Raw genomic sequence first — 14,100 nt, forward strand, 5'->3', positions numbered from 1 at the left:
CAAGCGATCCGCCATTCGTGGCCTCCCAAGAGCCTGGCACGGCAGCGATCCAAGTCGGCACTTGCCTGCAAACTTATCAATGATTAGATAGTGCCATTCAACAAGCGCCGTCCCGCGCCAGACAGGGCCGGCGGAGAGAGGAATGCCATGGGCCTTTGCCCGCCACCGCCAGCACCAGCGCTAACTTATAAGGAGATCGGCGTTCATGGCCGCGCCTGAAACCAATCCACCGCCCGCCGCCGGAATGGCGCAAGGCGTCATCGTCATCCTGGCGGGTTTCCTGCCGATCCTGGCCATCGTGGCGCTGACGCCGGCGGTGCCGCAGATGGTTGCCCAATTCGCGCAGGTGCCCGGCGCCAGCACGCTCGTGCCTCTTGCCGTTACCGCCCCTGGGCTGATGACCGCGCTGTTCTCGCCGCTGATGGGCTGGTGTGCCGATCGCCTGGGCCGTCGCAGCTTGCTGATCTGGGCCACGGCGATCTACGGGGTTTTGGGGATTGCGCCGTTCTTTCTCGACAGCCTGACCGCGATCTTTGCCACCCGGCTGGCCCTGGGCATATGCGAGGCGGCGATCCTGACCGTCACCAACACGCTGATCGCGGATTACTATCCCGAAGCGGGGCGGCGGAACTGGTTGACCGCGCAAGCAGCGTTCGGGCCGGTGTTCGGCGTTTCGGTTTTGATCGGTTCGGGTGCCCTGGCTGCGGTGAACTGGCACTGGTCGTTCATGATATACGCCGTCGCGCTGCCGATGGCCGTTGCGATGGCGATCTGGCTGTTCGAACCCGCGCACAAGCGCCAGGAACAAGGTGCCAGGCCGGCGCCCTTCCCCGCCCGCCACGCGGCCGCGTTCGGCGCCGTCACGCTGTTTTCGGCCTCGCTCTATTATGTCTACATCGTCCAGATCGGGCTCGCTTTCGAAGGGATCGGCCTGCGCGCTGCAGACAAAGTGGGCATGCTGGTCGGGCTGGCCAATATCGGCGTGTTCCTGGGCGGGCTGGCCTTCAAGCCGCTGTCGCAACGCTTGAATGCGGCTGGGCAGGTCGCGGCGTTTCTTGCCTTTGTCGGCGCAGGGATGATCGGCATCGGCCTTGCGGGCAGCGTGCCGGTCATGACCACCTTTGCCACCATCCAGCAATTCGGGGCCGGCATTCTGATCCCCGCGCTCGTGTTGTGGGCGATGAAGGATGTGCCCTCGCACCACCGCGGGCGCGTGATGGGCATCTGGAGCGCCTGCTTTTTCCTGGGCCAGTTCACCAGCCCTCTCGCAGTTTCGATAGTGCGGTTGACCGGCCTTTCGATCGGTGGGGCGTTTGCAGCGTTGGGCGGGACGGCAATCGCCGCGGGGATTATCGCCGCGGTCAAAGCCCGCCGCAACGCCTGATCGGGGGGGCACGGGCGCCGGCGGAAGCAAGTAAGCGTGCCCGGCACCCGTGCCCGATTATTGCGCGCAAGACAGGAATGAAAGCGCCATCAGGGCCAGATCCTTCTTGTACACCATCCACTGCTGCGGCTGATGGTCTTCGCGCGCGCTGCCCAGCCCCAGTTGCCGGCACAGCACGGCATAAATCGCACGATAGATCGTGTCGGCCTTTTCCTCTGCCCGGTTGCCACCGAAGCGATCGCGATACGCCAGCAGGGCTTGCACCACCCGCTGCGCGGCGCGTTCGGCCTGGGCCTTGCCAATGGCGCTGATCACGGGATCATGTTCGGCCCGGTCCATGCACAGGCGCAAGATCCGGGCGTGCCGCTGCAGCACCTGGGAATAGGATTCGATGAACGCCGAGAGAAACCCGGCAAGATCCACGCTATCCCGGCAGAGTTGCGCCATCATCGCCGCTTCTTCCTGCTCGACCACAATCAGCCGACGCTGCATGGCCGCGCGGATGAGATCGACCTTGGTCGGAAAGCGAAGATAGATCGAGCCGACGGAAACACCACCGATCCGGCACACTTCGAGCAAGGTGAACGCCTCGCTCTGATGGTCCGTCATCAAGCGGTCGGTGGCATCGAGCATCCGTTCCAGCGAGGCAGCACTGCGTTTCTGCCGCGCGACGTGATCCTGCCTGGGCACACAGCCGCTTGCGCAAGGGACACCGGGATCGGGGACAAGATCGAAGCTCATGCGCCTGCCCCCGAAGATTGCCTGACCGGCATCACCACACCTTCCCTTCGCCCCGGCGCGGCAACGCGATGAGCAATGCCTGGCGCCCGGTTCCTGGCACAGACATGCCCGCTACCATGGCAACCATGGCAGCGGGCGCTGCCGGGATCAGTAGCTATAGGCGATGCGCAGGCCATACGTGCGCGGCGGCATGAACTGATAGGCGTTGATGTAAGGCGTTGCCGTGAAATTGCGCTGGGCATTGGCGAACACCACCTTGTCGGTGAAGTTGCGCACGAACGCGGTTACGGTCAGACCCTTGGCTGCAGGGGCATAAGTCAGCGACAGGTTGCCCATGGCAAAGTCCGCCTGGCGGGTGTCGGCGTTGTTGAACACGTCGAAGTAGTAGTCCGAGCTATACTTGCCATCGATCCGCGGCGTCAGCGAACCCGCGCCACCCATGTCGATCTTGTATTCAAGCCCGGCGGATACGGAAAGCGCCGGCGCATTGGGCAAGCGATTGCCGATCACGTTGCGCGATACGCTGCCGCCGGTCGCCGGGTCGGTGGTCAAAATGGCCGCCGTGCCGCTGCCGAAACGGGTGTGGAGATACGTGCCATTGAGATCCAGGCGCAGGCCGCCGCGGGCAACGACAAGCTGGGCTTCCGCGCCATAGATCTTGGCATTGCCCACGTTGAAGACACCGCTGCCGCTTGAAACCGCCGGCGTCGCCTGCGAAGCCTGGTAGCCGGTGTACGTCTGGTAGAACACGTCGGCATTGAAAGTGACCGCGCCGCCAAGGAAGCGGTTCTTGGTCCCCAGTTCCCACGCCGTCACGTTTTCCGGGCCATAATCCACCGAAGGCGCCGAGCCGTTGGAATTGAACCCGCCCGACTTGTAGCCGGTGGAGAACTTCCCATAGACCATGTTGGTATTGGTGGGCGTCCAATCGAAACCAGCCAGGTAGGTCGGCTTGGATTGCGAGACATAGCCGTTGCCCAGGCCATAGTACGTGGGCAAGGTCCCCACGCAGGGCACGAATGGCCAGACAAATGCGGGGATGCCCGCGATATCGCACCGCAGCGCCGATTGGCCGGTGCGCTGCTTGACGTCGTGGGTGTAGCGAACGCCCGCCGTCAGGTGCAATTGCTCGGTCACGCGGTAATTCGCCTGGCCGAACACGGCATCGGACTTGGTCTTGATGGCATAGTCGAATGCGATCAGATCCTGCCCGGCATATGTCCCGCTCAGTTCCCGCAAACCGTTGCGCAGCGTGTTTGCTTCCTGGAAGTGGAAGAAGCCCACCTGAACCGCCAGCGGGTTGGTCTGCGGCGTGGCAAGCCGCACCTCGTGATTCCAGGTTCGGGGCGCTTCGGCCTGATAGAACGTGGCCCGCGACGTTGCCGACCCACTGGCATCCAGCTTGTGGCGCCAGTCCTGCGCATCATAGCCACCGGCATATGTCAGCGTGGAATCGAGCGGCAGACCGCTGAGCGTGAATTCCCACCGCACGCGATTGCCGATCAGGCGGTTTGAAGTGGGCACGTAATTGGCAAAAGTGCGCGCGTCATAGTTGGTCAAGACCGTCCCCACCGCGCCGGACAAGGCAACGTCACCGACGTTGTCGATATTGTCGTGCTGGTATTGGATAAGGCCCTCGAAATTGGCAAAGGGCTGAAACGCCAGCGTGGCGCGCCCCGAAAGCGTCGCATCGTCATCGCCGCGCCCGCCCAGCACGGTCAGATTGCGATAGCCATCGTGGCGAAGCGAAATGCCGGCAAAGCGCAGCTGGATTTTGTCGCTCACCGGAAGGTCCACCCCGGCGTCCACGTTGATCGCACCGAAATTGCCGGCTTCGATCGCCACGTCGCCACCCAGCGCCTTGCCCGGCTTGCGCGTGATCAGGCTGATCAGGCCACCGGTCGAATTGCGCCCGAACAGCGTGCCTTGCGGCCCTTTCAGCACTTCCACGCGCTGCAAGTCGTACATCGACGTGTTGATCGAATAGGACCGGTTGGTGAAAAAGCCATCGCGCGCAATCGGCACCGATGGGTCACCGATTTCCGTCACGTCGGTCGATGCGATGCCGCGCACGGCAACATAACCAGTGCCGTTGCGGGCCGTGAAGTTCACGCTGGGATCGATCCGCTGCAAGGCGGACACGCTCGTCACGCCAGCGGCCGCCAATTGATCGCCGTTGTACACGGTCAGCGCGATCGGGGTTTTCTGGGCGCTCGAGGCAACGCGGTTGGCGGTGACGATGATATCACCCGTCGGCACGGATCCGCTGCCGTCGGCCGGCGCTTCCTCGGCATGGCCAGCCATACCCCAAAGACACGCGGCGCCAGCCATCAGCTTGATCAAAGACCTGTCCACAAACCCCTCCCTAGGTTGAATTTATCGGTTCGTCGCCGCGGCCCGGAACCAGGCCGCGGCGACCACGGGCGGACTAAGGGCCGGCGGGCAACCTGCAGGAAATCCGAAGACTGCAGGATCGCGTCGCGAGGAATCACCGTGTCCGCGCTTTCATAATTAATCGTCGATTAGATTTGATATCCAGACGCGTCAAGTGCCATTGCGGCAGAGCGCTCCGGACGCTTCTGTTTGCCACGAGCGCCCGCTCCCAACGAACGAAGAAAGCGTCTTTATCTCACCACGGCTTTTGGCTATGCGCCACACCTGATCATTGATTAGATACATTCAATAGGTGCAAGGCCGGCGCCCCGCCGCTCAGCCTTGCGACCCCATCGCGGAGATCACCATGAAATTGGTTCGGTTCGGCCCCTTGGGCCAGGAAAGGCCCGGCATCGTCGACCGGGAAGGCGCGCTGCGGGACCTTACGGCCCATGTCCCCGACATCACCCCTGATGTGCTTTCCCGCGCGAGCCTGGAATGGCTGAGCCAACTCGACACGGCATCGCTGCCGATCGTTCCGGGCACGCCGCGCCTGGGCAGGCCGCTGGTCGGCACGCAACAGTTCATCGCCATCGGCCTCAACTATTCCGACCATGCCGAGGAATCGAACATGCCGATCCCGGCCGAACCGGTCGTGTTCACCAAGGCGGTGTCCTGCATCCAGGGCCCGAACGACGAGGTGCGCCGTCCGCGCAATTCGGAAAAGATGGATTGGGAAGTCGAACTGGGCATCGTGATCGGCTCGCGCGCGTCCTACGTCGATCCCGCGCAGGCGCTCGACCACGTTGCCGGCTATCTGCTGTGCGACGATCTGTCGGAGCGGGCGTTCCAGCTTGAGCGCGGCGGATCGTGGGACAAGGGCAAGGGCTGCGAAACATTTGGCCCGATCGGCCCATGGCTGGTCACGGCAGACGAAGTGGGCGATCCCCAGCAACTGGGCATGTGGCTCGACGTCAACGGGCAGCGCATGCAGACCGGCAACACCGCGAAGATGATTTTCGATTGCGCCACGATCGTGAGTTATCTCAGCCAGTTCATGGTGCTCCAACCCGGTGATATCATCACCACCGGAACCCCGCCGGGCGTGGGACTGGGCAAGCAGCCCCCCGTCTACCTGCAGGAAGGCGATGTGATCGAACTGGGCATCGACAAGCTCGGTACCCAGAAGCACAGGGTCATCGCCTGGAACGAGGGGCGTTGAGGCGATGGCCGGGCGCCTGGCAGGAAAGACCTGCTTCGTCACCGGGGCGGCGCAGGGCATCGGCCGCGCCATCGCCGATCGCTTCGCCGCCGAAGGCGCGCGGGTTGCGGCCGCCGACTTGCGCTTTTCCGAAAGCTTCGCCTCGTCGGCGATCACCGCCGTGCCACTCGATGTCACCGATGACTGCGCGGTGGCACAGGCGGCGGCCGAATGGCCCGATTGCGCAGTGCTCGTCAACTGCGTCGGCTATGTCGCCAACGGGTCGATCCTGGACTGCTCGATGGCCGAGTTCGCGCGCAGCGTGGATCTCAACGTGACGTCGATGGTGCGCACTATCCAGGCATTCCTGCCACGCATGCTGCAAAGGCGCGAGGGTTCGATCATCAACATCGCCTCGGTGGTATCGTCGGTGATGGCTGCTCCCAATCGCTGTGCCTATGCCACGACCAAGGCCGCGGTGATCGGCCTGACCATGGCCGTCGCACGCGATTTCATCGCCGATGGCATCCGTTGCAACGCGATCAGCCCCGGCACGGTGGAATCGCCCTCGCTGCTTGACCGCTTTGCTGCAACCGGCGATGCCGAAGCGGCGCGCAGCGCCTTCGTGGCGCGCCAGCCGATGGGGCGCCTGGGCGAGACAGCCGAAATCGCGGCCGCGGCCGTCCTGCTCGCCAGCGACGAGGCGCGCTTCATGTCGGGTAGCAACATGGTCATCGATGGAGGAATGAGCCTGTGAGCAAACCCCTGGCCCTGTTGACCGGCGGCAGCACCGGGATCGGCCACCATCTCGTCACGGCATTGGTCGAGGCCGGCTATGCCGTGGCGTTCAGCTACCGCGCGTCGCCCGCACCGGCCGAGGCCCTGGCACAAGACCTTGTTGCCCGTGGCCATGCCGCACGCGCCCTGGCCTGCGACGTGGGCGACAAGGTGCAAGTGGAAGCGTTCGTTGGCGCCGCGATCGCCTGGGCTGGGCAGCCGCCCAGTCTCCTGATCAACAACGCCGGCATCCAGGCCTGGGCACCGCTGCTCGATCTTGCCGAGGACCAGTGGGACGATGTGCTGCGCACCAATCTCAAGGGCTGCTTCCTCAACACCCAGGTCGTCGGCCGCATCATGGCCGAGGCCGGCCAAGGTGGCGCGATCGTCAATATCGGCTCGGGCTGCAACAAGCTCGCCTTCCCCAACCTGGTGTCCTACACCGCCTCCAAGGGCGGGATCGAGCAATTCACCAAGTCCGCAGCGGTCGAGCTGGGCCGCTATGGCATCACCGTCAATTGCGTGGCGCCCGGCGCGATCGCGACCGAGCGAACCGCCGAGGAAGCGCCCGACTACGCCGCGAGTTGGGCGCCGATAACACCGCTGGGCCGTGTCGGCACGCCCGAGGATATCGCCGGGCCGGTGCTGTTCTTCGCCGGCCCGGGCGCGCGGTATGTTACCGGCCAGACCCTGTGGGTCGACGGCGGGGTGTTCTCGCGCGCCGCTTGGCCCTATTCCTGAGGCGCGAACCGCCCCGCCGAGACTGCCGGAGATCGATCATCTCGCTTGTTCATTCGCTGCGCGCCATCGTCGGGCGACGGCACGTCCTGACCGGGCGCAGCCGCACGCGCCGCTATGATACCGGTTTTCGCCATGGTGGCGGCGAGGTGCTGGCGGTGGTGCGCCCCGGCACCCCGCTCGAGCAGTACGATGCGTTCTGCGCCTGCATCGCCGCGGGCGTGATCGTCATCGTCCAGGCCGCCAACACCGGCCTCACCGGCGGTTCGACACCCGATGGCCAATACGATCGCCCCGTGGTGATCATCAACACCATGCGGATCAAGGGCGTCCATGTGGTGCGCGGCGGCGCGCAAGTCGTCTGCCTGGCTGGATCCACCTTGTTCGAACTCGAACGGGTGCTGGCGCCCCTTGGGCGGGAGCCACATTCGGTGATCGGTTCCTCGTGCCTTGGCGCCTCCGTGGTGGGCGGGGTCTGCAACAATTCTGGCGGAGCGCTGGTGCAGCGTGGCCCGGCCTATACCGAATATGCCCTGTTTGCGCGCGTGACGGCGGATCGCCGGGTCGAGTTGGTCAATCACCTTGGCATCGCGCTGGGCACCGATCCGCGTGCCGTCCTCGAAACCCTGGCCAGGGGCGAACTGACCGACGACCTTGTGCATGACGAAGGCCGCGCGGCGTCCGCGCGCGGCTATGCCGAAACGGTGCGGGCCATCGATGCCCCCACGCCCGCACGCTTCAACGCCGATCCGCGCCACCTGTTCGAAGCATCGGGCAGCGCCGGCAAAGTCATGGTCCTGGCCGTGCGGCTCGATACCTTTGTGCAGGAAGCCGATGCCGCCACGTTCTACATCGGCACCAACGATCCAGACGAGTTGGAAACGCTGCGCCGGCGTATCCTGGCCGAATGCGCCGACCTGCCGGTTTCGGGCGAATATATCCACCGCGATGCCTTCGATGTCGCCGCACGATACGGCAAGGATATCTTCGTCGCGATCGAGCGGCTGGGCACCGACCGCCTTCCCGCGCTGTTCGCGCTCAAGGCAGCCGTCGATGGCTGGGCGCGGCGCATGCGCATCCTGCCCGATCACCTGTCGGATAAACTGATGCAGGGGATCAGCCGCCTGCTGCCCCAGCATCTTCCCCCGCGGATGCGCGCTTGGCGCGACCGCTACGGGCATCATCTCATCCTCAAGATGGCCGGACCAGGCATTGCCGAGGCGCGGGCCGTGCTCGACACCATGTTCCCCAGCGCCACGGGGGCGATGTTCGCCTGCACCCCGCTGGAAGCGCGCAAGGCGTTCCTGCACCGCTTCGCCGTGGCAGGCGCCGCGATCCGCTATCGGATCATGCATGCCCGCCACTGCGGCGAGATCATCGCGCTCGATATCGCGCTGCGCCGCAACGATCGTCAGTGGCGCGAGGAATTGCCGGCACAAATCGCCGATGGCATCGAAATCGCGCTCTATTACGGGCATTTCTTCTGCCACGTGTTCCATCAGGACTACATCTTGAAGCAGGGCGTCGACCCACTGGAAACCGAACACCGCATGTGGGCCGTGCTCGACGCGCGCGGGGCGGAATACCCAGCCGAACACAACGTCGGCCATCTCTATCATGCCAAGCCCGCGCTGGCCGCCCACTATGCCGCGCTCGACCCCGGCAACCATCTCAATCCGGGCATCGGGCACACCTGCCGAACCGCCTGCTAATCGGCCGATTTCTCAATTTGAATTACGGCTGTCCGGCCATGCGAGGACCTGCCGCTGTCGCGTCGGTCCTCTTGTCAAGCCGCGCTCAGGAATGCGTTGACGTTGGCAAACCGTCGGAAAGTGCTGACAGCAGGCAGCGATCCACCAGTGCCTCGGCAATATCAATCGAGGGCAGCGTGCGCGGATCATGGGGACGGATCACCCCTTTGCGGCGCATCGTTGCAAAACCATAGATGCCCGACCAGAACGCCACGCTGCGCACATCGGCCTCCGCATCCGCAATGCCGGGCAATGCCGCCACGATCTGGCTACGCAGCGCATCGTGGCCCATCAGCTGGAACTCGAGCAGGCCGGGATCGAGCGTCGGCATGGTCAACTCGCTTTCGTACATCAAGTCGATCAGGTTTGGATTGTCGTCGGCAAACTTGATGAACAGCACCCCCATGCGGCGCAGCTTTTCCTCGGGCGCCATCTTGCTGGCAACGACGATCGTGGTGCCCGCCAGCATGTCGCGAAATCCTTCCTTGGCCAGCGCCAGCAGGAACGAGCGACGGTCGGGAAAGTGATAGTACGGGGCGCCGGGTGATACGCCCACTTGTTGGGCCAAAGTGCGTATCGACAGGTTGATGTGGCCGTTTTGCTTCACATATTCGCGCCCGACATTGAGGAGATCGTTTCTCAAATCTTCCCGATGATACGGCTTTTTCTCGCTCATGGCGTCCCTCTGAATTTTCCGGTCCTTACCTATCATCAAACGCCGGCAATGCCAGCGACCATCTGATCACGGCATAGCCCCATGCCGCGCAAGTCGCGAAAATTGGCCCCTTGCCCGCAATGTAATCACTGATTAAACCGAAGATCCGCCGGGAGAGATTGCCTTACGCCACCGGCGCCCGCCCCGACCGCCGCCCTGCCGGGCCATTAGCCGTCCGATGATGACAGGACCCTATTCGATGTTCCGATCACACCGCCTCCGCTCCGTCGCTCCGCTCGCCCTCGGCCTTGCCCAGATTGCGGCGTCGCCTCCGGCTGCGGCGCAATCCATGGCCCCCGATGGCTCCACCCCCGAACAGCAGGCGATTGTGGCCAAGGACAAGCCGTTCCAGGCACAACCACTCACGCTGGTCAGCATTCCCAAGCCCGCCGGCCGCCGCATTGCATTGTTCAACGGGCGCAATTTCGATGGGTGGGATTCCTGGCTCGGCGTGCCCCAACCGATGATGACCTATGCCTTCACCAAGGACCGCCCGATCGGCCTCAACCGCGACGCCACCGGCGTTTTCAGCGTGGTGCAGGAAGACGGGCGCCCGGCGTTGCGCGTCAGTGGCAAGATCTTTGGCGCCTTGATCACCAAGGGCGACTATCACGCCTATCACCTGCATGCCGAATTCAAGTGGGGCACCTGGCAGCTTGGCACGATCCCGCGCAACAATGGCATTCTCTATCACGCCCATGGCCAGCAGGGCTCGTTCCTCAAGACCTGGAGCCCCTCGATCGAATTCGAACTCGTGCCACAGCACTTTGGCATGCTGTTGACCCCGGGCGATTCGAGCAAGGCAACCTCGTTCAACGATATCTTCTGGAACGTCAGCGCCCGCTCGACGGTCGGTAGCGATCGCACGATCCCCTATCCGTGGCGTCGCTTCATGCCTGATGGCACGCCGGCCGAGGTGGGCAACGTCGCTTTCGATGTCGATGCCGCTTCCGACGCGGAACGCCCGCTGGGGCAGTGGAACACGATCGACCTCTACGTCGTCGGCGATGCCGCCGTGCACGTGGTCAACGGTGTCCCGGTTCTCGCGGCCACCGGCATGCGCACCCGCGCCACACCCGGTTCTCCCGCCCAGCCCCTCACGCACGGGCGCATCCAGTTGCAGTCTGAAGGCGCCGAAGCGTTCTTTCGCAACGTCACGATCGAGCCGATCCGCCATCTGCCACGCGTGATCGCCAAGCGCTGACAACGGCGGCACCGAAACAGAGAGGGGCTGGACATCGCGCGATGTCCAGCCCCTCTCTGTTTTCCGACGCCGTGTGCGGCCAACCCCCGGGCCCTGCAGTGCCCAGGGGCCAAGGCGGTCAGGGCAGGACGATCGTCAGCAGGCGGTTCCAAGGCATCGTGTGCGGCTGCAACTTGGGCGGGAAATAGGGATAGCGTACGCGGCAGCCCACGTAGACTTGGTGGATACCCGGTTCGAGACCGCCGGGCCGGGGCACGATGATCGTGGCAGGATCGCCCAGTTCCCAGCGCACGTCGGACGCCGCGCGCAGTTCTTCGAGCGAAAAGGTCCGCCCGTTCAGCGCGAACAGGTTGTTTTCATACCCAAAGCGCTCCCCGTCGACCGCCACGTCGACCCCGTCGAGCAGCGAGATGCGGAAGCCGCGGTAGTTGGGCGTGCGGATGCGGATTTCAAAGCCTTCGCGCGCATCGACGGGACCATAGTTCCTGAATCCCGTGCTCTGGATCGGCGCTTGTTCAAGCAACATGTGTGATTTCCTGTTATCTGGAGCGATGGATCGAGCGATCAGGCCAGCCGGCCTTCGTCGAAATCCTTTTCGAGCTTGCGCATCAGCAACTGTTGCCGGCGGACCTGGTCGATCGCGACCCACGGATCGCGCACGCCTTCGTATTCGCTCGACAAATAGCCGGAATACCCGGCGCGCTTGAGCGCCGAGATAACCTTCGGCAGCGGGATATGCTCATCCTCCAGATCATCGTTGATGTGATGGAACTTGGCCTGGATGAACGCCACGTACTGGATGATATCGAGCAGTTCCTCGGGATTGACCTTGATGCCGTTGAGAAAGGCGGTGTCGAATTCGCGCATCTCGGGCGTTTCCTGCGGCCAGAACGGCAGCGGGCGATCCTGGAAAATGCCGAAATCGATTAGCAGCGCGAAATTCTTCGTGCCGGTGCGCTCGATGAACTGGATATAGTTCTGCGTCACGCGATGGCTGATCGGCGTGGGTGCATGAATTTCCGGGCAGATCACGATGTCGAGCTTGTGCGCCAGATCCAGCACGCGTTCGACCGCGCCTTCCCAGATCGGATCGGGATCGAGATCGGACGTCACCACGCCGAACTTCGGGCGCAGGAACTTGAAGCCCAGGCGATGGGCAAGCGTGAGGTCGCGCTCCAGTTCCCCCGCGCCTTCCTCGACCGTGAGATTGCGTTCAAGATGCAGGCGCGTGTCCACCCAGGAACACATGTTGGTCGGTTCGAGCTGGTATTGGTCGAGCAGTCGAAACCAGGTGTCGAGCCATTGGCTCGACGGTTCGGGGTAGCCTTTCACATGCGCTTCGCCCAGTATCTCGATCCCGGTTGCACCGGTCCCGGCAACGGCATCAAAGCCTTCCTCAAGCCCCATGATCGTGCCGAAGTCATCGGTGTAACTGTAAAGCGAAACGCCATATTTGAACGAGGCTGTCATCATCAACTCCCTGGGCCCGTGTCGAGCCCCGTGTTCCCTGGTCCCGCTCCATGCCGATGGACGGGTGACCCTGAGCGTCATTTAATCGGCGATCAAATTTACTGCAAGGCTTTTGAATCCAACGAACGCAGCAGGATCCTGGACAAACCAGTTGCATTCAATCAATGATCAGATAGCGACTGCCCGGACCGGGACGGGCACCAAGGGGACCAAGCATGGACGAGCCACACCACGATAGCGACCTGGCGATTGCGCGGATCGAAGCAGAAGTCGCGGCGCTCGAACTGGCGCATTTCGACCTGGACGATGCCTGGTGGCTGGGCTGCTATCTGCGCGAGCGCGCCGCGCGCGAAAACCTGCCCATCGCCATCGAGATCCGCCGTGGCGTGGCCACGCTGTTCGCCTGCCTCCTGCCCGGCGCCTCGGCCGACAACAGCGAATGGCTTCGCCGCAAGCTGGCGCTGGTGATGCGTTTCGAACGCTGCACGTATGTCCTGGGCCTCACCTTCCGGCGCGAGCCCGGCCTGTTCGAACGCCATGGTCTCGATCTGCGGGATCACATCGCGGACGGCGGCGGCGTGCCGATCCGCCTTGCCGGCACCGGAACGATCGGCGCGCTGGGCATCAGCGGGCTGCCGCAGGAAGACGATCACCGCCTGGCGATCGAGGCGCTTGGCGCGCTGCGCGCCCATCAGGCCAGCAGCGAAAGGACCATGGCATGAGCACGGTTCGTTGGGGCATCCTTGGCCCCGGCACGATCGCCCGCGAATTCTTCCGCAGTGCCGCTGCCTGCGCGTCAGGCGCAGTCGTCGCAGTCGCATCGCGTTCGCCCGATCACGAGCGGCTCGGGCGCGCGTTTCCCGGCGCTCGGGTGTTCGACGATTACGAGGAACTCCTCGCCGATCCTGGCATCGATGCGATCTATATCGCAACGCCCCACCCCTTCCACGCGCGCTGGGCCATCGCCGCTGCCGCGCAGGGCAAGCACGTGCTGAGCGAAAAGCCGATGGCGATGAACGGGGCGGAAGCCCGCGCAATGGTTGCGGCTGCCCGCGCCAACGATACGTTCCTGGCCGAAGCCTACATGTACCGCCACCACCCGCTCACCACGTTCCTGCTCGACCTTGTACGCGGCGGCACGATCGGTGACGTCGTTCTGATCAAGTCCAGCTTTGGCTTTGCCCATCCCACCGGCGGCGCCGATCATCGCCTGTTCGCCAAGGACCTGGGCGGCGGGGCGATCCTCGACGTCGGCGGCTACCCGGTGACGATGGCCTGCCTGATTGCCGGCTATCGCGAGGCCGACCGCGCCGTGCAGCCGGTTTCCCTCAGTGCGGAGGGGCTGATCGGCCCGACCGGGGTGGACGAAGTATCCAGCGCCCTGCTGCGCTTTGCCAATGGCATCGTCGCGCAGGTTTCGTGCTCGATCGCACTCGTTCAGGACAACGTGCTTTCGATCATCGGCACCCGTGGCCGTCTGGAAGTGGACGACTTCTGGTTCGGCACAGGGGTGACCGGCGGCACCAAGATCGTGCGGCACGTGGCCAACGATGGCACCGTCGAGGAATTGCCGCTGACCGAACCGCGCGATCTTTACAGTTTCCAGTTCGATGCCTGCAACGCCGCGATCACCGCAGGCCGCCGTGAACTGTCCTATCCGCAGCTGGACCTGGCCAGCAGCATCGCCACGGCCGACATCCTCGATCAGTGGCTGGCGGCCGTTCACGGCACCGCCGCGACATAGAC

13 protein-coding genes are annotated in these 14,100 nt (G+C 64.0%); 8 read left to right on the forward strand and 5 right to left on the reverse strand.

Annotated features, from left to right (window positions below; genetic code table 11):
* Window positions 1–205 precede the first annotated feature (205 nt).
* Window positions 206–1,384: an MFS transporter gene (locus R9J51_RS15400; RefSeq protein ID WP_179504967.1), complete on the forward strand. Its 1,179-nt coding sequence runs from the start codon at window positions 206–208 to the stop codon at window positions 1,382–1,384.
* A 57-nt stretch (window positions 1,385–1,441) separates the two neighbouring features.
* Here R9J51_RS15400 and R9J51_RS15405 read toward each other — a convergent pair whose 3' ends face one another.
* Window positions 1,442–2,125, reverse strand: a complete 684-nt coding sequence (locus R9J51_RS15405) for a TetR/AcrR family transcriptional regulator (RefSeq protein ID WP_179504968.1) — start codon at window positions 2,123–2,125, stop codon at window positions 1,442–1,444.
* A 147-nt stretch (window positions 2,126–2,272) separates the two neighbouring features.
* Window positions 2,273–4,480 carry a TonB-dependent receptor domain-containing protein gene (locus R9J51_RS15410; protein WP_179504969.1) on the reverse strand — a complete coding sequence of 736 codons (2,208 nt, stop codon included), beginning with the start codon at window positions 4,478–4,480 and terminating at the stop codon, window positions 2,273–2,275.
* 385 nt (window positions 4,481–4,865) lie between these two features.
* On the opposite strand from R9J51_RS15410, the gene R9J51_RS15415 reads away from it, so the two are divergent.
* The 4 genes from R9J51_RS15415 to dld are packed head-to-tail and all read left to right on the forward strand — an operon-like array spanning window position 4,866 to window position 8,926.
* Window positions 4,866–5,720 carry a fumarylacetoacetate hydrolase family protein gene (locus tag R9J51_RS15415; RefSeq protein WP_179504970.1) on the forward strand — a complete coding sequence of 285 codons (855 nt, stop codon included), beginning with the start codon at window positions 4,866–4,868 and terminating at the stop codon, window positions 5,718–5,720.
* Between the two features lie 4 nt (window positions 5,721–5,724).
* Window positions 5,725–6,456 carry an SDR family oxidoreductase gene (locus tag R9J51_RS15420; protein ID WP_179504971.1) on the forward strand — a complete coding sequence of 244 codons (732 nt, stop codon included), beginning with the start codon at window positions 5,725–5,727 and terminating at the stop codon, window positions 6,454–6,456.
* The gene (locus R9J51_RS15425) at window positions 6,453–7,217 is read left to right on the forward strand and encodes an SDR family oxidoreductase (protein ID WP_218843493.1); all 765 of its coding nucleotides are present in this window, start codon (window positions 6,453–6,455) and stop codon (window positions 7,215–7,217) included. The genes R9J51_RS15420 and R9J51_RS15425 overlap by 4 nt, the downstream gene beginning before the upstream one ends.
* On the forward strand, window positions 7,202–8,926 hold the full coding sequence (dld, locus tag R9J51_RS15430) for a D-lactate dehydrogenase (RefSeq protein WP_432787561.1): 1,725 nt from the start codon (window positions 7,202–7,204) through the stop codon (window positions 8,924–8,926). The genes R9J51_RS15425 and dld overlap by 16 nt, the downstream gene beginning before the upstream one ends.
* An 85-nt stretch (window positions 8,927–9,011) precedes the next feature.
* On the opposite strand, the gene R9J51_RS15435 is transcribed toward dld, so the two are convergent.
* The gene (locus R9J51_RS15435; RefSeq protein ID WP_179506514.1) at window positions 9,012–9,641 is read right to left on the reverse strand and encodes a TetR/AcrR family transcriptional regulator; all 630 of its coding nucleotides are present in this window, start codon (window positions 9,639–9,641) and stop codon (window positions 9,012–9,014) included.
* A 328-nt stretch (window positions 9,642–9,969) separates the two neighbouring features.
* Between R9J51_RS15435 and R9J51_RS15440 the strand changes: the two genes are divergently transcribed.
* Complete coding sequence (locus tag R9J51_RS15440) at window positions 9,970–10,884, forward strand: 3-keto-disaccharide hydrolase (RefSeq protein WP_179562270.1); 915 nt, start codon at window positions 9,970–9,972, stop codon at window positions 10,882–10,884.
* 118 nt (window positions 10,885–11,002) lie between these two features.
* On the opposite strand, the gene R9J51_RS15445 is transcribed toward R9J51_RS15440, so the two are convergent.
* The gene (locus tag R9J51_RS15445; protein WP_246865933.1) at window positions 11,003–11,410 is read right to left on the reverse strand and encodes a C-glycoside deglycosidase beta subunit domain-containing protein; all 408 of its coding nucleotides are present in this window, start codon (window positions 11,408–11,410) and stop codon (window positions 11,003–11,005) included.
* Between the two features lie 38 nt (window positions 11,411–11,448).
* Entirely contained in the window at window positions 11,449–12,354 is a 906-nt protein-coding gene (locus R9J51_RS15450; protein WP_168555240.1) for a sugar phosphate isomerase/epimerase family protein, read from the reverse strand.
* Between the two features lie 215 nt (window positions 12,355–12,569).
* Here R9J51_RS15450 and R9J51_RS15455 point away from each other — a divergent pair, with 215 nt between their 5' ends.
* Together R9J51_RS15455 and R9J51_RS15460 are read left to right on the forward strand one after the other, a co-directional pair.
* A complete protein-coding gene (locus R9J51_RS15455) occupies window positions 12,570–13,076 on the forward strand; it encodes a heme-degrading domain-containing protein (RefSeq protein ID WP_179504973.1) in 507 nt (168 codons plus the stop codon).
* Window positions 13,073–14,098 carry a Gfo/Idh/MocA family protein gene (locus R9J51_RS15460; RefSeq protein WP_179504974.1) on the forward strand — a complete coding sequence of 342 codons (1,026 nt, stop codon included), beginning with the start codon at window positions 13,073–13,075 and terminating at the stop codon, window positions 14,096–14,098. Before R9J51_RS15455 ends, R9J51_RS15460 begins: the two co-directional genes overlap by 4 nt.
* Window positions 14,099–14,100: the final 2 nt, after the last annotated feature.

It is taken from the genome of Novosphingobium rhizosphaerae, from assembly GCF_050920675.1.
In the GTDB taxonomy this organism is placed as follows: domain Bacteria; phylum Pseudomonadota; class Alphaproteobacteria; order Sphingomonadales; family Sphingomonadaceae; genus Novosphingobium; species Novosphingobium rhizosphaerae.